General features: G+C 60.4%; 25 protein-coding genes and 1 tRNA gene. 11 read left to right on the top strand and 15 right to left on the bottom strand.

The features are described 5' to 3' along the window. Window positions 1–54 precede the first annotated feature (54 nt). Together WKF55_14545 and WKF55_14550 are read left to right on the top strand one after the other, a co-directional pair. A complete protein-coding gene (locus WKF55_14545) occupies window positions 55–474 on the top strand; it encodes a hypothetical protein (protein ID MEJ7760799.1) in 420 nt (139 codons plus the stop codon). A 374-nt stretch (window positions 475–848) separates the two neighbouring features. Further along, on the top strand, window positions 849–1,199 hold the full coding sequence (locus WKF55_14550; GenBank protein MEJ7760800.1) for a hypothetical protein: 351 nt from the start codon (window positions 849–851) through the stop codon (window positions 1,197–1,199). A gap of 78 nt (window positions 1,200–1,277) precedes the next feature. Here WKF55_14550 and WKF55_14555 read toward each other — a convergent pair whose 3' ends face one another. The 7 genes from WKF55_14555 to WKF55_14585 form a co-directional block, all read right to left on the bottom strand. Next, the gene (locus tag WKF55_14555) at window positions 1,278–3,413 is read right to left on the bottom strand and encodes a prolyl oligopeptidase family serine peptidase (GenBank protein ID MEJ7760801.1); all 2,136 of its coding nucleotides are present in this window, start codon (window positions 3,411–3,413) and stop codon (window positions 1,278–1,280) included. Window positions 3,414–3,547: 134 nt separating this feature from the next. Next, the gene (locus WKF55_14560) at window positions 3,548–4,270 is read right to left on the bottom strand and encodes a cytochrome c biogenesis protein CcdA (protein MEJ7760802.1); all 723 of its coding nucleotides are present in this window, start codon (window positions 4,268–4,270) and stop codon (window positions 3,548–3,550) included. Next, on the bottom strand, window positions 4,267–4,791 hold the full coding sequence (locus WKF55_14565) for a TlpA disulfide reductase family protein (protein ID MEJ7760803.1): 525 nt from the start codon (window positions 4,789–4,791) through the stop codon (window positions 4,267–4,269). Before WKF55_14565 ends, WKF55_14560 begins: the two co-directional genes overlap by 4 nt. Window positions 4,792–5,128: 337 nt before the next feature. Continuing rightward, window positions 5,129–6,064, bottom strand: coding sequence for a DUF4394 domain-containing protein (locus WKF55_14570; GenBank protein MEJ7760804.1), 936 nt, complete (start codon window positions 6,062–6,064; stop codon window positions 5,129–5,131). A 104-nt stretch (window positions 6,065–6,168) separates the two neighbouring features. Continuing rightward, complete coding sequence (locus WKF55_14575) at window positions 6,169–6,591, bottom strand: metallopeptidase TldD-related protein (protein MEJ7760805.1); 423 nt, start codon at window positions 6,589–6,591, stop codon at window positions 6,169–6,171. Further along, window positions 6,477–6,884, bottom strand: coding sequence for a metallopeptidase TldD-related protein (locus WKF55_14580; GenBank protein MEJ7760806.1), 408 nt, complete (start codon window positions 6,882–6,884; stop codon window positions 6,477–6,479). Before WKF55_14580 ends, WKF55_14575 begins: the two co-directional genes overlap by 115 nt. Then, a complete protein-coding gene (locus tag WKF55_14585) occupies window positions 6,857–7,672 on the bottom strand; it encodes a DNA gyrase modulator (protein MEJ7760807.1) in 816 nt (271 codons plus the stop codon). The genes WKF55_14580 and WKF55_14585 overlap by 28 nt, the downstream gene beginning before the upstream one ends. Before the next feature lie 636 nt (window positions 7,673–8,308). Here WKF55_14585 and WKF55_14590 point away from each other — a divergent pair. Then, entirely contained in the window at window positions 8,309–8,743 is a 435-nt protein-coding gene (locus WKF55_14590; protein MEJ7760808.1) for a four helix bundle protein, read from the top strand. 363 nt (window positions 8,744–9,106) lie between these two features. On the opposite strand, the gene WKF55_14595 is transcribed toward WKF55_14590, so the two are convergent. The 3 genes from WKF55_14595 to WKF55_14605 form a co-directional block, all read right to left on the bottom strand. Then, window positions 9,107–10,684: a bifunctional UDP-sugar hydrolase/5'-nucleotidase gene (locus WKF55_14595; protein MEJ7760809.1), complete on the bottom strand. Its 1,578-nt coding sequence runs from the start codon at window positions 10,682–10,684 to the stop codon at window positions 9,107–9,109. Window positions 10,685–10,923: 239 nt separating this feature from the next. Beyond that, on the bottom strand, window positions 10,924–11,412 hold the full coding sequence (locus WKF55_14600; protein MEJ7760810.1) for a peroxiredoxin: 489 nt from the start codon (window positions 11,410–11,412) through the stop codon (window positions 10,924–10,926). Window positions 11,413–11,443: 31 nt separating this feature from the next. Next, window positions 11,444–11,923, bottom strand: coding sequence for a hypothetical protein (locus tag WKF55_14605; protein MEJ7760811.1), 480 nt, complete (start codon window positions 11,921–11,923; stop codon window positions 11,444–11,446). A gap of 179 nt (window positions 11,924–12,102) precedes the next feature. Here WKF55_14605 and WKF55_14610 point away from each other — a divergent pair, with 179 nt between their 5' ends. The 3 genes from WKF55_14610 (at window position 12,103) to WKF55_14620 (ending at window position 15,989) form a co-directional block, all read left to right on the top strand. Next, window positions 12,103–12,993, top strand: a complete 891-nt coding sequence (locus WKF55_14610; GenBank protein MEJ7760812.1) for a diacylglycerol kinase family protein — start codon at window positions 12,103–12,105, stop codon at window positions 12,991–12,993. 53 nt (window positions 12,994–13,046) lie between these two features. Continuing rightward, window positions 13,047–13,120, top strand: a tRNA-Pro gene (locus WKF55_14615). Window positions 13,121–13,331: 211 nt separating this feature from the next. Further along, the gene (locus tag WKF55_14620; protein MEJ7760813.1) at window positions 13,332–15,989 is read left to right on the top strand and encodes a protein kinase; all 2,658 of its coding nucleotides are present in this window, start codon (window positions 13,332–13,334) and stop codon (window positions 15,987–15,989) included. A 139-nt stretch (window positions 15,990–16,128) separates the two neighbouring features. Here the strand turns inward: WKF55_14620 and WKF55_14625 are convergent, their stop codons facing one another. From WKF55_14625 to WKF55_14640, 4 genes are all read right to left on the bottom strand, one after another. Beyond that, on the bottom strand, window positions 16,129–16,971 hold the full coding sequence (locus WKF55_14625; GenBank protein ID MEJ7760814.1) for a prephenate dehydrogenase/arogenate dehydrogenase family protein: 843 nt from the start codon (window positions 16,969–16,971) through the stop codon (window positions 16,129–16,131). After that, window positions 16,968–17,273, bottom strand: coding sequence for a chorismate mutase (locus tag WKF55_14630; GenBank protein ID MEJ7760815.1), 306 nt, complete (start codon window positions 17,271–17,273; stop codon window positions 16,968–16,970). The genes WKF55_14625 and WKF55_14630 overlap by 4 nt, the downstream gene beginning before the upstream one ends. After that, window positions 17,273–18,346 (bottom strand): 3-deoxy-7-phosphoheptulonate synthase, encoded by a 1,074-nt coding sequence (gene aroF / locus WKF55_14635; GenBank protein MEJ7760816.1) that lies wholly within the window; start codon window positions 18,344–18,346, stop codon window positions 17,273–17,275. Before aroF ends, WKF55_14630 begins: the two co-directional genes overlap by 1 nt. Window positions 18,347–18,638: 292 nt before the next feature. After that, the gene (locus WKF55_14640; protein MEJ7760817.1) at window positions 18,639–19,790 is read right to left on the bottom strand and encodes a DUF3179 domain-containing protein; all 1,152 of its coding nucleotides are present in this window, start codon (window positions 19,788–19,790) and stop codon (window positions 18,639–18,641) included. A gap of 245 nt (window positions 19,791–20,035) precedes the next feature. Between WKF55_14640 and WKF55_14645 the strand changes: the two genes are divergently transcribed. Genes WKF55_14645 through WKF55_14655 form a run of 3 tightly spaced genes read left to right on the top strand, consistent with a single transcriptional unit; the run spans window position 20,036 to window position 21,929 of the window. Then, on the top strand, window positions 20,036–20,515 hold the full coding sequence (locus WKF55_14645) for a hypothetical protein (protein MEJ7760818.1): 480 nt from the start codon (window positions 20,036–20,038) through the stop codon (window positions 20,513–20,515). A 30-nt stretch (window positions 20,516–20,545) separates the two neighbouring features. After that, the gene (locus tag WKF55_14650) at window positions 20,546–21,139 is read left to right on the top strand and encodes an RNA polymerase sigma factor (protein MEJ7760819.1); all 594 of its coding nucleotides are present in this window, start codon (window positions 20,546–20,548) and stop codon (window positions 21,137–21,139) included. Between the two features lie 16 nt (window positions 21,140–21,155). Beyond that, window positions 21,156–21,929 carry a hypothetical protein gene (locus WKF55_14655; GenBank protein MEJ7760820.1) on the top strand — a complete coding sequence of 258 codons (774 nt, stop codon included), beginning with the start codon at window positions 21,156–21,158 and terminating at the stop codon, window positions 21,927–21,929. A gap of 14 nt (window positions 21,930–21,943) precedes the next feature. On the opposite strand, the gene WKF55_14660 is transcribed toward WKF55_14655, so the two are convergent. Further along, a complete protein-coding gene (locus WKF55_14660; protein MEJ7760821.1) occupies window positions 21,944–22,510 on the bottom strand; it encodes a M23 family metallopeptidase in 567 nt (188 codons plus the stop codon). A gap of 425 nt (window positions 22,511–22,935) precedes the next feature. Here WKF55_14660 and WKF55_14665 point away from each other — a divergent pair, with 425 nt between their 5' ends. Both WKF55_14665 and WKF55_14670 read left to right on the top strand, forming a co-directional pair. After that, a complete protein-coding gene (locus tag WKF55_14665; GenBank protein ID MEJ7760822.1) occupies window positions 22,936–23,202 on the top strand; it encodes a hypothetical protein in 267 nt (88 codons plus the stop codon). Continuing rightward, entirely contained in the window at window positions 23,199–23,936 is a 738-nt protein-coding gene (locus WKF55_14670) for a LytTR family DNA-binding domain-containing protein (protein ID MEJ7760823.1), read from the top strand. The genes WKF55_14665 and WKF55_14670 overlap by 4 nt, the downstream gene beginning before the upstream one ends. The last annotated feature ends 155 nt before the right edge of the window (window positions 23,937–24,091 follow it).

Here is a 24,091-nt window from a genome sequence, read left to right on the forward strand (position 1 = left end):
GCAACCGAATCGAAATTGAGGCAACCCACTTTGACCATCAGAGGAACTGAACAAATGAGAATATCGCGCCTCTTCGTGACCACATCAATATTCGCCCTACTCGCATGCGCTGAGCCCGCGAGCGCGCCGGTGGCGGCGACGGGGCTCTCCGGCCTTTACAGCCTTGCCGGCGTACCTCAACTCCTGATCGGGAGCCCAACTGAGGAAGTATTCATTGCGAGCGCCACAATGACCCTCCGCGACGACATGACTTTCGTCGAAATCAGAAATCTCGAGACGATGCTGCGTGCGGCTCAGGTCAAAACCAGAACTACCGACACAACCACTGGCAGTTACTCGGTCGTCGAGGGATTATACGGCAAGGAGATCACACTCACCGATAGCAGCCGGAATTCCTACAACGGTTACTTCAGGGGAACACGGCTGACATACTTCCGCGGCGCAGCTTCATTTGTCTTTGAGAAAAAGCTGTAGTGTGTCCGGGATTCGCGAGCATTCGTCACTGACGCATTTTCGACGCCGGCCAAACCAGCACGCCTCAACAATTTGTCAGGATCAGTTATGAGCGACGCAACGCCCGTTTTAATCCGCCTGTGTGAAAAATGCGGCAGGGATCGGGTTCTCGAACCCGCACCAGCGCTGGCCGTGGATGAAGCAGATGACGCCACTCAGTCACGCTCCGATCAGGCACGGTGTGGCTGTGGTCGCGGCCCCCTTACCGATGCAGATATTGAAGCGCTCTCCGGCCGCGGCCCTTGATTACGCTTTTGTAACATTGGCACCATCTGTGCAATACTACTAGATGATATGTATTTGTGATGTTGCGATATAAACTGGGAGTGTGCACAGTGACTTATAGAAGATTCAGCGATAGAAAAGGAGTGGGCTGGGAGGTGTGGCAAATCACACCGGCAGAGGTGGATCGGCGACGGCTCGAACGCCGAAACATGGCCGAGCGACGACGTACTGCCCGTCAGCCTGCGGTAGAGCGGAGAACGCGCGACCGGCGGGTTTTGGAATCGCCGGGATACGTGCGAGTTTCAACCGGATTCGAACACGGCTGGCTTTGCTTTTCCACGGTCGAGGAGACCCGTCGTCTCGCTCCGATTCCGCCACGCTGGCTCGAGGCGCCGCCCGAGCAACTCGAAATGTGGGCCGGCCTGGCTACCAAAGCATGGAAGTGCTCCACGGCGCTGTAGCTGGAAATGGAGCCGGACGCAGTTTTCAGTGAACGACAAGGGCCACGGGCAAAGCGTGGCCCTTTGTTTTCCCGCAGATTACTGAACGTATTTTGGAACGACCCCCAGATTCTGGAAAATGAACGAGTAGATATCCGCCGTCTGCTCGATCGCCTTGGTCGTACTGCTCGCACCATGCCCTGAATTGGTGTCGATCCGTATCAGCACGGGATTGGTTCCCGCCTGCGCCGCCTGCATCGCCGCGGCGTATTTGTACGAGTGCGCCGGGACTACCCGGTCGTCATGATCCGCAGTAGTGATTAGTGTCGCGGGGTAGCGCGTTCCCGCACGGATATTGTGAATTGGCGAATACGCCCGCAAAATCCTGTACTCCGCTTCATTGTCCGCCGAGCCGTAGTCGGTGATCCAGTTCCAGCCGATGGTGAATTTCTGGAAGCGGAGCATATCCATCACTCCCGCCTGCTGAATGACGGCCTTGAACAAGTCGGGCCGCTGATTGGCAACCGCCCCGACCAGCAGTCCACCATTGGACACACCATGAATAGCAAGTCGCTCGGGAGAAGTGTAGCGGTTCGAGATCAGATACTCGGCGGCGGCGATGAAGTCATCGAATACGTTCTGCTTCTTCAGCTTCATTCCCGCTTCGTGCCACTTCTCGCCGTACTCGCCCCCGCCTCGCATGTTCGCCGATGCGTACACAACTCCCTGCTCGAGCAGGGCAAGGCGCAATGCGCTGAATGATGGAGAGGTGTTGCTGTTGAATCCGCCGTAACCGTACAGCAGCACGGGATTGGTACCGTCCAGCTTCATACCTTTCCGATAAGTCAGAAACATCGGCACCCTCGTGCGGTCCTTGCTGTTGAAGAAGACCTGCCGGGTTTCGTATGCCTCGTTGCTGAAGCCCGGGATTTTCGGCGATCGGAACACCGAGGACTTCCGGGAAGCGATGTCGTAGCGGTAGATGGTCGGCGGCGCGTTGAAGGAAGTGTACGTGTAGAAGATGAAGCGATCGTCAAAGTTGCCGCCAAAACCGGATGCAGTGCCCGGTCCGGGGAAAACAATCTCGCTTTCGCGTTTGCCGGACAGGTCGTGAACGTACGCCCGAGTCGTGACGTCCTTCAGATACGTCGCAAAGATTTTCCCGCCAGCGGTACTCACCCCCTCGAGCGGCTCGGCACGCTCGGCGAGCACAGTCTTCCAGTTTTTCTCGGCTGGATTCTTCGGATCGAACAGCACGAGCTTCCAGTTCGGTGAACCGGCGTTCGTCTGAATCAGCAGTTTGTCGCCGACATTGTCGACAACGTAGTAGAGATAGTCACCGACTTCAGCAACGATTGGCGTCCAGGTTTTTTCGCCCTTCGTCAGGTCACGATAAAAAACAGAGTTGCCCTTTTTGCCCTTTCCGCGATCCGAGATGGAAAGGAATGCAAAGCGTTCATCTTCGCTGGTGTTGACGTTGTGGAATCGCTGCGGGTTGGCCTTGAACTCGTACACGAGGTCGTCCGCCTCCTGCGCTGTGCCGATGCGGTGATAGTAGACCTTGTGACCTTCGTTTTTCGATGTGAGGGCGTTGGTCTGATCCGGCGCGTCGTACCGGCTGTAATAGAAACCGTCTCCAGCCCATGCAGTCCCGGTAACTTTCGCCCACTTGATGACGTCAGGGAGGATTTTTCGAGACTGCACTTCCATGACTCGGAACTCAGTCCAGTCGGAACCGCCGGTAGACACTCCGTAGGCGGCATAGCGGCCATTCTTCGAAAGCGAAAATCCCGCCAGCCGTGTGGTGCCGTCCGCCGACAATTTGTTCGGATCGAGCAGCAGATCCGCCTTTCCGTCGAGGCCCTTCTGAATGTAGAGAACGCTCTGATTCTGAAGCCCGTCGTTCTTCGAGAATACGAAATACTCACCGTTTCTCGAGGGGGCGCTGAAGCGCTGATAATTGTAGAGTTTCTCCAACCGGCTCTTGACCGCCGCACGGTAGGGAATCTTTTCCAGATAACCGAAGGCGACCTTGTTCTGCTCCTCCACCCACCTGGTGGTTTCAGGAGATTTCTCCTCTTCGAGCCAGCGGTACGGATCAGCGACTTTTTCACCAAAGTAGGTATCGACTTGTTCCGCCTTCCGGCTTTGCGGATAGGACAGAGTCTGAGCGCCACCGATTTCCGCAACGGCCAGGAAGCCGAGCAGGCTGAGAATGATCGGACGTGGTTTCATGTTTCGGTTTTCGCGGGGGGAGGTTGGCGGTATCGCGGGCGGAAGTCGCTGCCGACAGCGAAAGCTAGCGCGGGTACCGATCTGCAGAGCCATGGCTCAGCCACTACACGGGGCTGTCTCAGCTTCGCCGAAGACTACAGCCGGCTTTTCAGAAACTCGGGCGTGAATCCCTGAAGGTAGGAAGAGAGCCGCTCGAACTCGCTGGTGACCATCAGGAGTCCGACAATGATCAGCAACGTGCCGCTGACCCTGGTAATCCAGGCCATATGCCTGCTGACTTTTCTGAAGAGGAATATGAATTTGTTGACAGCGACGGCGGCGAGCAGGAATGGCATCGCCAGTCCGATGGAGTAAAACAGCAGCAGTGCAAGTCCGCGATTGAGATCTGCAGAGCTCGATGTGTAAATAAGGACAGACCCCAATATCGGACCGATGCACGGGGTCCATCCCGCACCGAAGGCCATGCCAACGAGAACGGTCCCGAAATATCCGGCCGGTTTGGTCGCGAGATGCACCCGACGTTCGCGCTCGAGCATACCGAGGTTGAATACGCCGAGCATGTAGAGACCGAACAGAATGATAAGAACGCCGCCAATGCGGCTGATCCACTCCCGATAGGCAAGCATCACCTGCCCCAGAACCGTCGCCGTCGCCCCCAGCGCGAGGAAAACCGCGGTAAATCCGAGTACGAAGAGTGATCCATGCACGAGCGCCGTGCGACGGCCGCGGCCAACCTCTTCGACACTCAGCCCCGAGAGAAACGTGATGTAGCTCGGGATTAGCGGCAGCACGCATGGGGAAAGGAAACTCAGCACCCCAGCGGTGAACGCCACCCCGAACCCGAGGTCCGGTGTCACTGCGCCAACGCTGCCTCGATTGCGGCTCGGACTTTGGCCGCGCCTTCGGGGAACGCACCAGGGTTTCTAAACAACAGCTTTCCGTCCGGCGAGATCAGGTAACTCTCGGGAATTCCAAGTGACTGATAGCGAGTCCTGATTATTCCCTCGGCATCATGACCGACGAGAAACGTCGCCTGGTATCGCCTCATGAACTCTCGAATCTTCGTGTCATCACTATTGGAATCGACGCTCACCGCGAGCACGCGCAAACCTCTCGGCCCGTACTCGCGGTGAATGCGCTCGATGTCGGGAAACTCCCTTTGACATGGTACGCACCATGTCGCCCAGATATTGAGCAGCGTCAGTGGCTGTGGCTGCCCGTCGCCGACGCGCGCAGAGTCACCGGCCAGCGTGCGGGTGGCGTACGCGGGCACGGGATCGCCGATCGCCATCGGCTTGAAGCGTTCCTCCATCCCGCTGCAGGCGATCGCGCCGCACGCAGCCAGCACCAGGGATACGCGGTTGCACCTTCGGCTCATTCAATACTTCCGGCGCGAACCATGATCTGGCTCTCACCGATGGCATGCAATGGTTTCACGGATTTCGGAGTCTTCATGTCAGGCGCCATTTTCCTTTCGTGATCCGCGGCTTGGGCGCTCTGTTCCGACCACGCCACTGTAACCTGGTTGCCAACTACGGCGAGTACTGGAAAGCTCGCAGACCTGGCGGAAGAACGGCAACCCTGAGCATTGCCTGGCGGACAGAAAAGATTTCGTAACGTTGTGTGGCAAGTGACTGCCAGACGAAACGGAACACGGGCGCGAGTCGGTATGGCTCACGCCCGTATTCCCTCTGAGCAGCAATCAGGCGAAAAGGTTACGGCGCGACCGCGATACTCCTGATCGGCGTGGGATTGTTGATGGAGCCCAGTAACGTCGCGTTGCCGGTTCGCAGGTTGATCTGGTAGAGGCGTGATGGTCCTCCCGGCGCCGACATTGCCGTCAGGGAGGCGTACGCGATATCAGTATCTCCAGCGATGTCGAATCCGACATCTTCGCTGGTGTCGAAATTGAGTGCGCCGATAGTGCGTATGGTTCCGCCGTTCGGGCTCACCAGGAACACGAGCGCGTCGCGGTTGGAGTCGATCGCGAACAGATCGGTCGCGACCGGCGCAGGCCGTACGCTATTCGTGTAGGCTGTGCCGACGATGTTCGGATTCTGTCCCGCGTTGATGTCACCCGGGATGTAGGCCAGGACCGTATCGACCGCGGCCAGAGCTCCGGTAATCTGGTTAATCCGGAGATTCTGATCAGCGTTGGTGTGAATCCGAAGCCGGTCCGGGACCGGATTGAAGCCAACTCCGAATGCCGTGCCGGAGAGTCCCGGCGTGAAAGCTGTGCCGACTGCCGTTGCGGCGCCGCTGGTTGAGTTGAGCGTGTAAATCCGGCTTGTCGAGCTCACGGCGACCAGATCGCCGTTCGCCGGCCGGAAGTCGATACCGACAATCGTCTCGCCGGCAGCGAGGCCGGTGATCGCGACCTTGGCAATGATGCGATCCGGGGTGAACACCCCGAACGACATCAGGTTGTTGGTGCCATCAATAGCGAATATGGTGCGTCCAGCGACAGGCGCTCCGGGAGCACCAGGAGTGCCCGGTGCACCACCGGGTCCGGTTGGACCGGTTGGGCCGGCAGGGCCAGTTGGACCGGCGGGCCCGTCCGGGCCCGTGGGGCCTTCGCAGGCCGCAAGTGCGAGCGCGAGCATACCGGACAAAACCGCGAGGCGTTTCCGCCCCGCTACTGATGAGACCATTTAATCCTCCGTCGAAGTGATTACTGCGGGTAAGGGGTCTTCTACACGCGTACCGATGAAAGAATTCGTGACATTGAAACGGCACTCGAACCTTGATTGATCCTCTACCCACAGGCACCAGTTCGCGCTTGCGAAGTTAATCGCGTAATTCGTGCCATCCACGCCGTGCATGACCGTACCGGCCGTCCCATTGCGTCGTGGTTCTTGAGCATGAACAGCGGCGAATCATTGAAGCGGAAATTCTTGACTGCTTTCGAGATTTTTCCATTCTCAATGAGGAAGGTGCCATCACGCGTGAGCCCTGTATATAGAATGGTGCGGGGATCGACTTCACGGAGATACCAGAGGCGGGTGACGAGAACGCCGCGCTGGGTGGACTTGATCATGTCCTCCATCGAAGTGGTGCCGCCGTTCATGATGAACGATGTCGGCGCCCCGGTAGCGGTCTTGCCCTGCTTCTTTGCCCAGAAGCGAGAGTAGTAAAGCTCCTTGAGCACGCCCTTGTCGACGAAAGTCTGGCGGCCCAGTGGCAAACCGTCCCGTCCCAGGGCTGCGAGAGAACCATGGGGTCGAATGGATCGGCGGTAATGCTGATGCGGGCATCGATGATCTTCTCCCCGATCTTGTTGCCTCCACCGGTCTTTGTGAACGGGCTGCGTCCCTCGTCCGAAGCGCGGGCGTCGGCGTAGAACCCGACGAGCTGAACCAGATCACCGACCGCCTGCGGTTCGAGAATAACGGTGTAACGCCCCGGTTCGATTGCAACGGGCTTGCGTGACAGGCGCGCCTTCTCTACCGCGCGTGCGCTGACTGCGGCGATGTCGAGCTTGGTCCAGTCGGGGTTTTCCGCTCCAGCCCAGCCGGAACCTGTGCCATCTTCAGTTTGCCGCGCACTTTTTCTGGTGGAGCGAGGAAGCTGGTGCCGGCGAAGTTGGCCTCGTAGCCGTTTGCGCGGTCGAGCTCGCTGGGATGTCCAATTGATTCGTGGATCGTGAGCCACAGATGCGACGGGTGGAGGACGAGATCGTACCGGCCGACATCGACCGGTTTGGCCTTCAGCTTCTGCGAGGCCTCTTCGCCCCCTTTACGCGCGTTGCCGACGATGTCCAGCGATGTGACGTATTCGTACCCGCGGCCCGCCGGTGGTGAAACCGACCCGCGATTCTGGAAGTCCGACTGATCGGCCGAGATTGCGGTGAACTGCATGGGCACCCAACTTTGCAGGATTGTCTGTGTTATTACCGAGCCGTCGGTGTTGGCATAATTGCGCTCATCCTTTCGAAAGAACATTCCGCTGAAGACGAATTTCACGTTCGGCGCCCTGAGTGCTTCGGCGTTTGCCTTTAGCAGCAGCTCAGCTTTCTGCTCGATGGGAATCGTGAACGGATCGACAGTGTAGGCGTTCTTCCAGCTCACGCCCTTGTACGCCGGCGCCGGTGCGAGCTCGACAGGCCGGTCACGCCCGATGCGTGTTGCCTTCGCTACCGCAACCGCTTTTCTCGCGGCGGAGGCGACACCGTCTTTTGTGAGTGTCCGAGTTGCCGCGAAGCCCCAGGTGCCATCGACGAGTGCGCGAACGCCGGCCCCCATCGAGTCGGTATCGACCACGTTGGTAATCTGCTCCTCCCGCGTCTGAACAAAGTTCTGCCGGTAACGCCGATGCGGACGTCGGCGTAGCTGGCACCGCCCATCTTTGCAGCGTTGAGGGCATCCATCATCAGGTCGCGTGTTGCCGCATCCATAACCGGATCCGCAGGCGGCGGGAGCGGCGGCATTCCTGAGGCTCTGCGGAACGCTGCTTCGGCGGCGATTGCGCCGGTGATCAGCGTGCCCTGCTTTAGGAAATCTCTTCGGTTTGATGTCATGGCTCGGGATTCTTGTGGAGTCGGCGCTGTTAGGGGGGTGCCGCCCAGGATCAAGATGCACGCGGCAACGGCGAGACGAGAGAGAGAGAGAGAGAGAGAGAGAGAGTGTGTGTGTGTGTGTAGGGAATCTGTTAAGGGAGGACTGAGTGACGAATTGGATTAGACGGGGGGTGGTGCGCACGCTACCGAATTCAGTTCGCCTGTAACCTGTTACCCGTTTGCCGGTTACCCGGTACCCGTTCCCTCGTTGACCGTTGACCGTTGACCGTTGACCGTTGACCGTTGACCGTTGCCGACGCAACACGCAAGACGCAAAGGCGAGAGTGTTGGCGCGGGTGAAGGATGTCGCGGGTGAAGCGACGGCGGAACAGACTGCCGAATGGCCAACTTCAGAAAACTCCGCGTGTGGCAATCGGCCGAAGCGCTGGCGATCGACGCCCATCGAATTGCGACGCGAATGCGCGGGGGACGAAGTGCAACGCTTCGCGACCAGCTCGAGCGGGCTGCGATGTCAGTACCGACGAACATTGTCGAAGGCAGCGCTCACGCGAGCCCAGCTGAGTTCGGGCGATTCCTCCGCTACGCGCTGGCGTCCGCAACGGAAGTAGAGGGCCACGCTCAACTCGCGCGTGACCTGGGGCTGATGACCGAGCATGATTTTGCCGCCCTGCTCGGCCGTGTTGTCGACGTCCGTATGATGCTTCACGGTCTCCTCAAAAGCCTCGCTCCGCCGGCCGGCAAACAACGCCAACGGTCACCGAATGAACGGGTATTGGTTAACGGCGAACGGGAAGCGGGTAGCGGTAAACGGTGAACGGTGAACGAAGGAACAGGTACCGGGTAACGGGCAAACAGGTAACCGATTACAGACGAACGGGCCTTGGTGTCTCCATCTGAAACGCCCCAGACTTCAGCTCTTCCGCCCCTAGCCCGTAAGCTGTCACCCTATCTTGCTCACCGCCTCAACAACGGCAGCGACGTGTCCGTCAATGCTGACCTTAGGCAAAATCTTTCCAATGTTGCCATTCGCGTCGATCACGAACAGTCGTGCGCTCGACGCCCAAGCTACTTGACGCCGTACAGCGTCTTCTCCTTCCAGATGTCGTACGCATCGGCGAGGCGGTGTTCTTCGTCAACCAGCAGCGGATACGGCAGCGCGTGCATGAGCTTCGACGGACTATCGATTTTCGATGCGGGTTACGCGCTCTTTGCTCGGAGGATCGATTCTGCCAGTTCCACTGGATGTGATGTGTCGCATCACGAGATCCACCGCCCGTGGTGCCGACCTTCGGGCTTCGCACGCCGCTTTCGCTTCGGGAACGTCGTATCCATCGCCCTTTTCGCATGCCGGGTAAACGTTGAACGACAGGCGAATCGTGTCCGTTGCCTCGACGGGACGTCCATCGAGGCGTGTCACGTGGCCAACGATTCGCGAGCCTGACGCATTCCGGGGGTCCCAGCTGTACCTGAGTCCGGAGACCTGGAGGTAGCCGCCTTTGCCAACGGTCCCATCGGATACCCCTTTTTCGAGCAGCGTGCGCACGCGCGCGCCGGTGATGGGAAATGTCATTATCCTCGTCTCATCAGGGAAAAGGAAAATCGATTCGAGCTGGTAGTTGGTGATTGGCCCGGCGGGGATGACGTCGTCGATCCGCATTGTACCGGCGTTCATGATTGCGACATCGGCGCCAGTCCCCATCCGGATTGCATCGGTTACGAAGCTGCCGAGTGCGGATTCGCGGCTGCGGTTGGCGGCGTCGCGGCCGTCCATGGGGAAGCTCGTGGACGCCACGACGCGCTCCTTACCCAGGCGTTTTACGAGGCTGTCCTGCCATGATCTGACGATGGCGGCAGTGCTGGCGTCCAATGCCAGGCGGCGGTCGATTGTGATAAGCTCGTCGGACTGCGTCCAGCCGCCGGGTCGAGCCGTCAGAGTGATAAGCTGTGCGCTTCGCGAGTTGGCGTCGGCTTTGAGAAGGCGGCGATCGCCGACGAGGATACGGTGCGCATCGTGCTCGTGACCACCGAGTATCAGGTTGAGGTCCGGCTCGCGGACAAGGAGCGCGCTGTCGGCCTTCACAGTCTGGTGAGTGAGCCCGACGATCATACGGGCTCCCATACGTTTCAGATCGCGGATGGCGGCGCTTGCCGCGCTGTCGGGATCGGTGCACTTCACGTAGCGGCGGTAGTCACCGATGAGGGTGGTGCCGAAGATTCCAATCCGGACGCCGTTGATGGTGGTGGTGTCCCAGCGCGAGACACCCGGGAACGGTTCACCGGTGGCGGCCATACAGTTCGCCGATGTCCACTTGAACCGCGACTCGGCGATACGCGCAATCAGTGTATCGCGGTCGATCTCGAATTCATGGTTGCCGAATGTGGCGTAATCGAGTTTGGCTGAATTGAACTGCTGAATCATCTGGATCCCGCGGTGCCATTTGCTGAGCAGGCTTGGGCTAAGAAAATCTCCTGCGAGCATGAAGGTTATCGGGCCGGTTCGTGCGAGGGAGTCGCGGAGGGCGGCGACACGGGCGAGGCCGGCGGAGCCGTCGCGGAGAGTGTCGCCGAGGTAGACGTCGTTGACGAGGAGGAATCGGACCGGGGCGGTCGCTGGTGGTGTTCGGACTGGGGGGCGGGAGACTGGTGCGCACGAGGTTACGCAAAGAGCGAGTGCAATTGCTGATAAGATGGCGCGAGCTGGGAGCAGCAATTCAGGGGTGCCCTGTTTGAGGAATGTGGCGCGCGAGGTTGTCATCAGAAAATTTATTCGTGGCGGGTTGCTCATGGCAGAAAACCCGTTACCCGTGGCCCGCTAGCCGTGGACGTCGTCGGCGCGGCGCGGCTTGAACGGTCCGAAGATGGGGCGGTTGACTGGCTGACGCGGTAGAACGGTGCGAGTGCGGATCCCGGGAAGCGAGAGTCCGATGTGGCGAATTTCCGAAACCTGCGCGTCTGGCAGACGGCGCAAGCGTTGGCTGTAGACGTTTACCGACTTTACTCCCCTGCCCGATCCCGTCCAACCTCCCCAACCGCCTCCGCCACAGCAGCAACATGGCCCTCGATGCTGACCTTCGGAAAAATCTTTCCAATGTTGCCATTCGCGTCGATCACGACGGTCGTGCGCTCGACGCCATGGTATTTGACGCCGTACATCGTCTTCTCCTTCCAGATGCCGTACGCATCAGCGAGGCGGTGTTCTTCGTCAACCAGCAACGGATACGGCAGTGCATGCTTGGCACGAAACTTCTGGTGTGACTTTGCGCTGTCCGGGCTGACTCCGAAAACCTCTGCGTTCATTTCCCCGAACCGGGGAAGGGCGTCGCGAAAATCGCACGCCTCACGCGTTCAGCCGGAGGTGTTATCCTTGGGATAGAAGAAAAGCACAACCGTGCGACCGCGGAGCGATGCAAGTGAAACGCGCGTCCCGTCATCGGCTTCGAGATCGAAATCCGGTGCGGGCTGAAGTTCCTCAGGGTGCTGCATCAGGATTGTCCTTCAGGAAAGGGTTGGCGGCCTACCAGGTTTTTTCTCGCTGCATCTCGAGCCGAAGCGGATGCTTGCTCTGCCCTTCTGCAACGATGTACGGAAGAACCATCTTCTGCCCCGAAATACTGCCAATGATCGGTTGGGACCGCTTGATCTGCTTGGTCCTGTCGGGAATGAATGTTATCTGGGTGCCGCGTACGGAAAACTTACCCTTGTAAGTCTCATTGAGGAGCGGGCCGGGCCGCACCGCGGTGCGCAGCGTCTTGTGCTGGCGATAATAACGGAACGAGGCAATGAAGCGTCCGTCGGGGCGAAGAGTGACGAGGCCTCCCTCCAGTTTGAACCAATGTTCCCACCCGGCGTTGGACGGAACCCGCTCGATGCGTGGCAGGGAGTGCGCATTGAGTCGGTTGGCGACGAACAGCCCTGTTGGGAGTGCCGACGAGGCGCCCGTTCCGTGTGCCGGAATAAGGAGTGCTGCAAGAAAAACCAGGAAGCGAAGTCGCATTATGTATGAAGACATGGTCGTGGGGTCAGTAGATGCAGTCCGTGTGTTACCCTCCGAAAGCTATCGGGGTTCGCCTGCAGACGAGTCGCTGTGAGCCTACGAAATTGCCGATGCGGTGGGCTCACACCCATGTCAGGCGGCGGTTGGCGTCGCATACCGAGCGTACGTTAATTGTCACGATGCCTGTCACAATCTCGCGCGCGCTTCTCATTGTCAACCCTGCTTCGCGCCGGGGTGGCCGGGTGATTCGCGATGCAAAGCTGGCGTTCGAGAAAGCCGGGGTCGTCTGCGACGCGATGATGACCGAATCGCCCGGCCATGCGGCCGATCTCGCGAAAAGGTTTGCGGCGAAATACGACGCCGTGTTCACACTTGGTGGCGACGGCACGGCGATCGACGTACTTGGCGCCCTGGCGCATTCCGGGCCTCCGGTTGGAATCCTCCCAGGAGGCACTGGCAACATTGTCGCTCGAACGCTGGGGACGTCGATGAACATCGGCCGGGCGGTGAACGCATTGCTTGCCGGTGAGGAGGCCCGCATCGATCTGGGTCGGCTGCACACGGGTAGGCGGTTCGCGATCGGGATGGGGATCGGGCTCGACGCGACGATGATCGAGTATGCGCCGGGTGCACTCAAGCGACGGCTGGGATTCTTTGCGTATGTCGTCTCGGCCAGTCGGGCGTTTGTGAAGCTGGAAAAGTTCGACGTTCGGCTGACAGTCGATGGCGAGGTGATCGAGATGCGGGCGTCGGCCGTAATGATTGCGAATTTCGGGGCGGTGATGAACGATCTCCTTGCCTTCGGGCACGGTATCGAGCGGGACGATGGTTTGCTGGATGCGTGCGTGTATTCGCCGCGAAACCAGCGTGATGCGCTGCGGATTCTGTGGAGGATGGCGCGGAAGAACTTTGCGCCTGACCCGTGTGTCTTCTATAGGAAGGGAAGCTCGTTCCGGATCGAGGCGATTCCGCCAAGAATGGGGCAGGCGGATGGTGAGTTGCTTGGGAATTCGCCGTTTGAGGTGATGGTGGAGCCGCTGGCCGGGCGGGTGTTGGTGCCCAAGCAGTAGCGCGTTATGTTAAGCGGGGCGACTGTGAGAGCGGTCGCTTTTGCTATCGTACTCGGGGCGTAGCGTAGCCCGGTAGCGCGCCTGCTTCGGGAGCAGGAGGTCGCTGGTTCAAATCCAGTCGCCCCGACTTGTATAGATCAGCTCCATCGCCAATCAGGCGGTGGAGCTTTTTGCTGATGCCACATCGATTGCTTGTTCCTAACTCGGTTTGCGGGGTGAAGGAGCAGGCATTTCCAACTACGAACGGGAACCTGCCTCTCTAGCAGCGGCTGCGCGCATTTCCTACTTTCTGACACTCAGTCGCCACGCTGCAGTTGTCATTCAAACCGGGTAACAGATTGGAGACAGCGGGCACAGTCGAACAGCTCAACAGCTCGCTGACTGGACGTTACGCGATCGAGCGCGAGATCGGTCGCGGCGGAATGGCCACCGTCTACCTCGCGCGCGATCTCCGGCATGACAGGCGAGTGGCACTCAAGCTTCTCCTCGCTGAGCTCGGCGCAATCCTTGGCCCTGAGCGATTTCTCAGCGAGATCCGGGTTACCGCAAACCTTCAGCACCCGAATCTGTTGCCGCTGTTCGATTCGGGCGAAGCGGACGGACGTCTCTTCTATGTAATGCCATTCGCTGAAGGCGAGTCACTTCGACATAGATTAGCCCGCGAGAAACAGCTTCCGATCGCCGAAGCGCTCCGCATCGCAACTGCGTGCGCCAGCGCGCTCGATTACGCGCATCGCAACCATGTCATTCACCGCGATCTCAAGCCCGAGAACATTCTCCTCAGCGCGGGGCAGCCGGTAATAGCGGACTTCGGTATCGCCCTCGCCGTTTCCAATGCCGGCGGCGCACGCATCACGCAAAGCGGTCTGTCGCTTGGTACGCCCCAATACATGAGCCCGGAACAAGCAGCCGGAGATCGCGACATAGATGGACGAAGCGACATCTACAGCCTCGCGTGCGTGGTTTACGAGATGTTGACCGGAGATCCACCGCACACCGGAAGCACTGTGCAAGCAGTAATCGCGAAGGTACTAGTCGAGAAGCCACGAAGCGCTCGATCGCAGCGGGAGCGGATACCTGAACACGTTGATGCTGCTATCGAGCGCGCTCTCGCAAAGATTCCTGCAGATCGGTGGGCAACCGCAGGCGAGTTCGGCCAAGCCTTGACCGACCCATCGATGACATCGGCGGCGCACGAGTTGAGCGCGTCGGGAACCTCGCCGAGCTCTTACCCACAGCGTACGAGAACTGCGGCAAGGATCCGCCTCTTTGCGTGGCCTGCAGTGGCGGGAATTGCAGTAATTATGGCAGTCGCTGCCTGGTGGAAACTCTCATCAACTCCAGCCGACAAGCCGATTACGTTCGTCGAGGCCATGCCGCCGAATGCGAAGCTCGCGATCGAGCCAAGCTCGGTCGCTTTCGCTCCAGATGGCGGCTCGATCGTTTACTCGGGGATAGCTGGAGGCAGCAGACGTCTGTATCTAAGGCAGCTTGCTTCGCCGTCCGCACGCGAGCTTCCGGGCACTGACGACGCGATTCTCCCCTTTTTCTCTCCTGACAGCCGATGGATCGCATTCGCTACCGAAGCGGGCGTTCTATTCAAGGTGCCAGTAAGGGGTGGGCCACCGGTTCAGATCGGACGCACGCCTGCGTGGCGCGGCGGTGCATGGAGTTCGAGCGGAGATATTCTTGTCGGCAGCGATAGCGGGCTCTATCGGATCTCTGCCGCGGGAGGTCAGGCCGAAATGCTCACCAAACGCGACATCGCGAAGGGCGAGCAGGGGCACGTGCAACCGATGTTCCTGCCAGACGGACGGACGTTCGCATTCAGAGTCGAAGCCGCAACCTCGCGAGCCGACGATCAGCTCGCCGTGGGTTCGCTGAATGAAAAAGGATATCACCTGCTCGGTGTTCGTGGTGGCAACCCGCTCGGCCTCTTCCGGGGCAGGCTGTTTTATGGTCGCCCCGGAGGCATCATCGCTGCGATCCCATTCGATGCGCGACGGAGGAAGATCAACGGAGAAGCGACAACTATCCTCGAGGAAGTCAGCGTCTTCGCGGGCGCTGCTGCTTCGTTCGCTGCTGACGGCTCACTTGTCTACGTCAAATCGAATAACGCGAGCCAGCTCATCATTACGAACGATCACGCTGTCTCGACGGGAGAGGGCACTCCGCCTCGCCGTTACACTCGCCCTCGTTTTTCGCCGGACGGTCGTCGCGTGGCCGTCGAGATCTCATCCACAGGAACGAATCGTTCGGATATCTGGGCCTATGACATCAAGTCCGGAGTACTTTCGCGTCTCACGTCCCAATCGACGTCGCAATCGCCGGAGTGGACCCCCGATGGAACGCGCCTCGTTTATGTGCGCGGTGGAGAGATCTGGCAGATCCCAGCCGATGGGAGCGGGTCTGAGGAAAGGCTTTTTGCTTCGCGTACTGCGGTGAGGGAGATTGGTTTGTCTCCCGATGGCAAGCTTGCAATTTTTCGTGTTGAGAATCCGCGGACACGGTCAGACGTCTGGCTGTTGCCGCTGGAGGGCGAGACTGCGCAACGAAAGCCATCTCCGCTCCTGACGAGCGCGTTCAATGAACAAGGGGCGCGCATATCACCTGATGGTCGCTGGCTCACCTACGTCTCCGATGAGTCGGGGCGATACGAGGTATATGTGCGACCATTTCCGCGGCTCGGCCCGCGCGCTCAGATATCAGTTAATGGTGGCGCCGAACCTGTCTGGACTGCGAACGGCTCGCGCATTATTTACCGCGCGGCGGGCAAGTTCATGGCCGCAAGCGTGAGTTATGGTTCAGGGATTACCGTAACGATGCGGCACCAGCTGTTCGAAGACGAGTATCAATCTTCGCTCTTCCGCTCCAATTACGACGTCGATCGTACAGGAGAGACTTTTGTGCTGATGAAGCCTGTCGACAAGCCCGAGATCGTTGTGATGCTGGATGGACTGAATGCGTTATTAGCCGCAGGTTCAGACAAGCGTTGAGTAACAGACTTCACCGCGCAACTACAGCAGCTTGTCAGGTGTGATAGGCAGACGACGGTTGCTGCTTGAGGCAGATTGCTAACCCGGGTGTGGTCCCTGATTTGTCTGGGGTTGGACGTGGGCACACCATGATAAAGTTCTAGTCATCCACCCGAACCGACCAGTCACACGCTTTCGCGAAGCGCTGACTCAGCGCGCGTGCGTCGCCTCTACGCAAAGTTTCGCGAAACAGCTCGAGTTCCCGCTGTACTGCGGAAACGGCAGCTTCAATCGCGGGTGCATTGTCGAGCGCGACGGCGGTCCACACGTTCGGTGAGCCGGCTGCGAGGCGAGTGACATCGTGTCCGCCGCGTCCCAGTTGCCGTCGAGTGATCCCCGCGTCGGCGAGCGCCAGAGCAAGGGCAGTCGACACCAGCTGCGGCAGATGGCTCGACCACGCCAGCAAGTCATCGTGAGCGCCCGCGTCGATGACCTCAGGCTTTGCGCCAAGCGACATCCATAGCTGCCTGGCCAAAGCGAATGTCGTCGGCAGGGTGTCTGCGGCGGGACAGAGATAGACAGTGGCGCCTTCGAACAGATCCATGCGAGACGCCGCCCAGCCAGAGCGATGGTCGCCTGAAAATGGGTGCGAACCGACAAACCTCGGCCCCAGTCCCAGCCTCACTGCCGCCGAGACAATGCTGCGCTTGGTGCTTCCGACGTCGGTGACCAACTGCGCGGCTGTCGAGTGCTGCTCAATGCTTCTCAAAACATCAAAAACGGAGTCGCCATAAACCGCAATCACAACGGTCTCGGCGTCGCCGATATCCTCCAGGCCGGGCGACAGCCGACGCGAGACTACTCCTTCCGATATGGCAGCGTCGAGGTGAGACGGATTGGAATCATATCCGAGGACAGGAATCCCCCGTGCCGCGAGGCAGCGCGCGACCGATCCGCCGATCAATCCCAGCCCGATAACGGCGACACTACCAGCGGACTTCATCCTTTCTCCATCTGCTGGGCCCTTCGTGATAGACCCAAAATGTGCCAGAATATCTCGCGCACCGTCTCTTCTGCCAGCCCTGCTTCACGCGCCTGTGTGACAGCGCCGCGAATCACGCTTGCCTCCCGTTGCGGATCGAGGATCGGAAATCCGAGAGCGCGCTTCAGCGTCCCCGTCCGCTGCGCCAGATCCACACGGCTCCGCAGCAGCGCCACAAACTCCCTGTCGATTCGCCCTATCTCCTCGCGGCACTCCTCCAGCTCGGCGAGGGCCGGTGATTCTTCCTCGCCAATCGAGCTCATCACCGCACCAGTTCCCGGGAGGTAGTCCCGGGAAGCGACGCGCTCGGAACGGGTCGGGGGAGCTTGCGGTCGGCGGCGGCGGCAAAGGGTGCGAGACGCGCCATCAGATCGGCGAACGCAGGGAACGTCAGAGACTGATCGCCATCCGAAAGGGCGCGCTCGGGAGCCGGATGCACCTCGACGATCACGCCATCCGCGCCGGCCGCGATCGCTGCGAATGCAAGGGGGGCAACGAGATCTGCATCACCGCCGGCGTGACTTGGATCGACGATGATCGGCAAGTGGCTTTCTCGCTTGAGGATGGGAATGGCGGAGATGTCGAGAGTGTTGCGGGTCGCCGTCTCAAAGGTACGTATGCCGCGCTCGCAAAGGACAACGTCGCCATTTCCGTGCGCCATTATGTATTCGGCCGCCATCAGCAGCTCCGTTATCGTGGCCGAGAGTCCGCGCTTTAGAAGGACCGGCCGCTGTATGCGTCCCAACTCAGCGAGCAGCGCGAAGTTCTGCATGTTGCGCGCCCCCACTTGAAGCATGTCGGCATGCTCGGCTACAACCTCCACGTCGCGGGTGTCGAGGACTTCAGTGACGACAGGCAGCCCGGTCTGCAAGCGCACCTCAGCGAGCATGCGGAGGGCATCGACACCAAGACCCTGAAAGCTGTATGGGGAGCTACGCGGCTTGAACGCCCCGCCGCGCAAAATGGACGCCCCCGCCGCTCGAACGGAAACGGCGGTGTCGCGGAGCATGTCAATATTCTCGACGGAACAAGGCCCGGCGATAATGGCCAGCGCCTTGCCTCCGAACGACGCGCCCGGCCCGACATTGACGATGGTTCTCTCAGCGGCAAAATCGAGAGAGGCAAGCTTGTACGGCCTGAGCACCGGCATCACCGACTCGACTCCAGGCAACGAGCGAAGGGCGATGCCTTCCAGTAACGATTCGTCGCCGATGCAGCCGACTATCGTCCTTCGTTCGCCGCGTGAAAGATGTGTTCGGAGACCGGCTGCCTCAATCCGCTCGCGGATGTGATCGAGCTCGCGCTCGGTGATGTTCGGACGTGTGACGATGATCATTTGACCTTTCCCGGTAGAAACAAAAAAGGCCCGTGAATTTCCACGGACCGTCGAAGTATTGCGTAATGAGAGCTGTTACGAGTCTCCCTCAGTCAAGCGCACGCCTCCGAGCACGGCCCGTGATAGGGGTTTCGTAATAGTAGGAGGCGTAGCATCGACGCAGGCAGGACATGCGCTCACTGTAGCGCTGCACCACCAGTCTTGTCAAGAAGGGCACGGGCCGGATGCTAACGGCGCAACCTAATGAAACGCAGTGCGGATCTCTCATCCGGCCGGGATGCCACACAAAGGCCTATCGCCCGATGCGAGTATCCGGCCGGAACACCGCCCACGCGAACCAGAAGAAATCCCCGTACGGTATCCGCACCAGTCGCCGGCCGCGAAGTGGCCCCGTGAGACCGTTCCCCAAAAGGTCCCAGCGCGTTCCTGTCTCGCGGTCGCGGAAGCCGCCGCCCTGAGCGGACTCGAAGGTGAGCGTACGATTCGCGAGCCTGCGGTCGAACACACCGGTGGCGCCGACGTCGCGTCCGCTCGCCATATCGGTTCTGTCCAGCGCGCTCGCGGTTCCCGGTGCCCAGAAGACTGCAATCGGCCGCCGCGCGATCATGTCGTTTATGACGCGCGCGGATCGTAGCCGCGAGAACGGGTAAGCCACTGCCTCACGCTCCAGTCGCAGAGCGACGACACGCTCCATTGCAGGCAATCGCGCGTCGGTTTTGGACTTGAAGAACGCCGCAAGCGGGGATCCACCAGGAGCATCGTAACCCTTGTACGGATTCGTGCCGTACGGGCGATCGTACCCGGTCTTCCTCGAGAGAACCTGGGCTGCGGGGTACGCGCGCTTGAAATCGGCCCACGCCATTGTCTGCGATTCGAACAGTGTGAGTGCGTCACCGGCCATTACACCGACGATCGCCTCACCCGTTGCCTGCTGCCACCAGCTCTCCGTCAGCTTGTCATACATCACGAGATCGGAATGGCGGAGCCGCCCGGTTGTACCAAATTCGAGCACTCGTCCGTTGTGGCGGCGGTCGAACACCAGCGCCGTATTGCACAGGGGGCAAAATGTCACGGCGATTGGAAGATTGCCCAGGTTGTCGTTCACGATCTCGTGCCAGATGAGGATCTGGAGGGGATAGCCACGCGCCACTCCATCGTGCTCGACAACCATCACCGGTTCCCGCGGGGCCAGCCAGCGATCCGCAGACGCTACGCTTTCAAGCCGCGGGCGACTGAGTGCGGGAATTCCATCCTTGGGCGGTCCGCCCGATACGATCTCCGAGAGCGGAACCGTGTGGCGTCGGAAATCTGTCCGCCACTCAGCCGGTTGCTGGCCGCAGGCGTCATGGAGTGGGATGGCGGCGAGAAACGCACCAAACAGAAAAAGAGCAGGATGTCGCAAATCGACCTTGAGGGAGCGGGAAAGTGTCTGCAAGAGGTACACTCTGGCACGTCTATGTGTTCATAGAACGGAATCGCCGCGGCTCGACCCGCAAATAAATGATTCAATCCAGTATCTCCAAGAAACTCCAGGCTGCAAAGCCATACTGACAGTCGGACGATCCAGTGAAGAATTCGCGCTTCGCCGGTGTCTGTTCAATCAGGGAGTGATCCGGGCCGACCGGGCCCCCCGCTTGGCCAGGCGCCATGCTACACCATTCCGATGCACTTACCCAAAACAGAGAACCTATGACCTCGAAAATCACGGCAGGAGCCCTTGCGGGAATCGCGGGCGGGCTCGTATTTGGCATGATGATGCAAATGATGAGCGCGCCAACGCCGGACGGTGGCTCGATGCCGATGATGGGCATGGTGGCGAAGGTCGTCGGCTCCACCAGCCTCGCCGCAGGGTGGGCCTATCATCTTTTCAACAGCGCGGTAATCGGAGTGCTGTTCGCCTTCGCCGCTGGCAACCGGATAACCGGCAACGCCAGCGCTGCTGCGTTGGGAGCCGGCTGGGGTCTGTTGTGGTGGATCCTCGGAGGATTGATAATAATGCCAATCCTTCTCGGCATGCCTGCGTTTGCTCCGCTGCAAATGCCGCCCATGCGTCCAGTGGCTTGGGGCAGTCTGCTCGGACACCTTATCTTTGGGCTAATCCTCGGGTTGAGTTTCGTACGGCTTGCACGTTCCAGCCGTGTCCAGGGTATGCCGGCGCAAGCCCGTTGAGCCCGTAGTGGATGAGTGCGTGGCTTACGAATGAAGCATCTCGGGTGGAATCACGCAGCCGAGACGAACCGGAGAACGTTCGAGGAGGTGGTGACACAGCATCTCGATCCACTCTACCGAACGGCTCTCCGATTGACACGGGGCCACACCGCGAACGCGGAGGACCTCGTTCAGGACTGCCTGCTTCGGGCGTGCGAAGGCTACGGCGAGCTGCGCAGCCACGAAGCTGTTCGAACCTGGTTCTACACGATTCTGCTTCGGACGCACTTCAACCGGCGGCGTACGGCAAAACGGCACCCGGAGTCGCTCGCGTGCGATCTTACCGATGCGGAATTCGAGCACGCTCTCGAGCGTTGGCCGGCCGACGGTTCTGGCATTTCGGCCGGAGGGAAATGGCCATCGTCTCAGGAGATCTGCGACGCTATCGATGCACTCGACGAGCCTCTTCGAAGTGTCGTGGTTCTGGTTGATGTCGAGGGATTTCGCCAGCGAGAGGTCGCAACGATGATCGGTCTGCCGGAAGGAACTGTGGCCTCGCGTCTTTTTCGGGCACGAAGGCTCCTGCGCGATTCGTTGGCCGAAGCGTCGGCGGGTCGCCACCGCAGCTCTATTCGCCACCAGTGAAGAGCGAGTCCCAGCGATGAGATGTGGCACTGCTCGGCGGCTTGCCTGGCCGGATGGCTCTCCGCGCGCCGTCGACGACGCAGTCGAATCGGCCGCGCAACACATCGAGCAGTGCGCCGCGTGCCGCGCGTTTGTTGCCGACATGCGTCAAGTCGCCGAGCGGCTCGCGAGATCAAATCAGGACGTTTCGGCGCCTCGAGAAGTTCGTGAACGGCTCTTCAACGCTCTGTCGCTGGCGCGCTCAGATTCCGGTCGCCGTGCGGGCAGGCGGGCGATCTCCTTCCGTTTCGCGGGCGCTGCTGCCATCGGCATAATTGTTCTGACGACGGCCGTCTGGCGCTTTTCGCCAGCAGATACAGCAACCCGGTCCGAGGTGGCGCCTGCGCTTGCGGACGATCACGGTCGCGTTCTACAACGCGATGGAATCGCTTCGGCTCGCGAATCGGATATCACTCACTGGCTCTCCGAGCGGGTCGGATTCGCGATTCACGCGCCGTCGTTCGCGAATGGCCGGCTGGTCGGCGCCCGCGTAACCGATGTGAACGGGCAGCGCGGTGCTGTGCTCATGTATCGAATCGACGGGCAGGCGGTGTCGTATTACATAATGCCAATGCCGAGGACCGAGACACCGGAACGGCCGCTGCAGCGGCCGGGCGTCAATATCTCGAGCTGGAAGGGTTTTCACGTGGCGGCCTGGCAGGAGCCTGGATTGACGCATGCTCTGGTTGGCAACCTTTCGGCGGCGCGGCTCGTCGGTCTGGCCCACGAGTGTATTGCGCAGATGGTCTGATCGCCTGGTCGCGATTACTTCACCCGGTCCACCGGCCGCGCAGTACCAGCAGCGCGCGGCGCCAGCATCGGCCACGGGTTGACTGCGCCGCGTTCCGAATCGTAGATGCCGTAGTGGAGGTGAGGCGGAGTATCGCGCGCGTTTCCCGTGTTTCCGACGTAGCCAAGGGTATCACCGGCAATCACGATGACGCCCGGTTCGAAGGAGCCGTAACGATCGAGGTGCGCGTAGTAATGCAATTGCCTTCCCGGACCAAGAACGTTGATGATCTGTCCGCCGAGCCTGTTGGTGCCAACGCGCGAAACGATTCCTTCGGTCGCGCTGAGCACAGGTGTGCCGCGTTTCGCAAAGATGTCCACGCCATTATGTGATCGCCCTCCGCTTCGCGGTGCGCCCCAGGTGTCGAGAATATTGCGCTTGAGTACGCCTGCGACTGGAATCGTGACTTCTGAAGGCGGACGCGAAGTGACAAGGCGAGCGAGAAACACCGGATGTCGGAGGGCCGGAAACGCGACGACCCCCACCAGGCAGAAGAGCGCGACGAGGGTCAGTGACGTAAGGCAGCCACCGAAGCGTCTCATCAGAGGGCGTCGGTGTGGTCGTCGGTTCGTCGTTTCGTCTGAAACATCCGCGTCTACCTGTTTCGCCAGGTGACTGACGAGGTCAACACTTCAGTCGCGAACGGTTGTACCTGCCGCGATGTACCACTCTCGGTGTTGCCACCACTTCAACTGTCCCGCTCTCGAGGCCTGATGACATAGTCTCGGTAAAGCTTATCGCCGGAACCGTGCCTGTCGATCAGGCGCGTACCGCGGTGTCAACTCTGTCCACGCAAAACGCTCGACCGCCGGGTGGATACTTACCTCACCGGCAGCACATTATCTGCCGAGTTGCGGTCGATATAGAAGTTGTACGGATCTATACCCGCAGACCCCGGCTTCCTGTCGGTTACGAACCTCAGCACCTGGCGGCCCGACCGAATTGGGTGACGCCCGAGGCGAACCACGTGCGAACCATCGAAGGCGTCGCGCCCACGGAAATCGTAGTTGTGGCCGCGGGCAGCGCGTCCGAGCTGAAGCTTTCGGTCAGGAACTCGAGCGGTAGCGGCGCGGTGCACTCCGCGGAAACCGGCACGGGCACCGGACTGGCGAGGCTCCGCGAGCGGCTGGCGGTGTTGTACGGCAGCGCTGCGCGCCTGCAGTGTCGAGCCGATACGGATGGCGGCTTCGACGCCGTACTCGTCGTGCCCCGGCATCGCGCGCGGCCATCGTGAAGGTCACGGCGTTCGTCGTCGACGATGAGCCGGTAGCGCGCGCGGGACTGCGCGCCATGCTCCGCGCGATTGACTGGGTAGAGGTCGTTGGAGAAGCAGGCGACGGTGAGTCGGCGGTCGCCGGGATCCAGGCGCTGCAGCCGGAGCTTGTCTTCCTCGACATACAAATGCCGGGGCTGCTCGGCACTGAGGTCGTGCGCCGCCTCGAGCGGCCACCGTTTGTCATCTTCACCACGGCGTTCTCCGAGCATGCCGTGACCGCCTTCGAGCGTGGCGCGGTAGACTACCTGCTGGAGCCGTTCGGCCCGTCGCGGCTAGCCGCAGCAATGGAGCGCGTGCATTCCGCGCTGGGCGAACCGTCTTCGTCCAACGCATTCGAGCGGTTGAGCGGTGCACTCGCCGGCGGGCCAATCAGCCGGTTGTTCGTCCGAGTCGGCGGCATGCTCGTTCCGCTGCCGGTTGAACGAGTGTCATGGTTCAAGGCCGATGGCGACTACATCATCGCGCACGCGGGGAGCGCGCGCCACCTGCTGCATCTCTCGCTCAACCGCCTCGAGGCGCGTCTAGACTCGCGCCGGTTCCTGCGCGTGCATCGCACGCATATCGTGAACCTCGACCAGGTGCGCGCGTTCAAGCGCGATGCCAGCGGAAATCTGGAGGCGGACCTGCTCGATGGCGCACGCGTGCCGGTGAGTCGCGCGCGGGCGCAGGAGATTCGGAGCGTGGGGAGGTAAGGCGAAGGCCCGAGGGGCATGGACCCGCAGTTAACACACCCTCAGAAAGCAGGAGAGTCGACTCTTCCAACGTGTGCTCTTCTCGTCTGCCTCCGGCTCGGGTGGTGGCGGAGGTGGTGGCGGAGGTGGTGGCGGAGGTGGTGGCGGAGGTGGTG

Source organism: Gemmatimonadaceae bacterium (assembly GCA_037721215.1).
Taxonomy (GTDB): Bacteria; Gemmatimonadota; Gemmatimonadetes; order Gemmatimonadales; family Gemmatimonadaceae; genus UBA4720.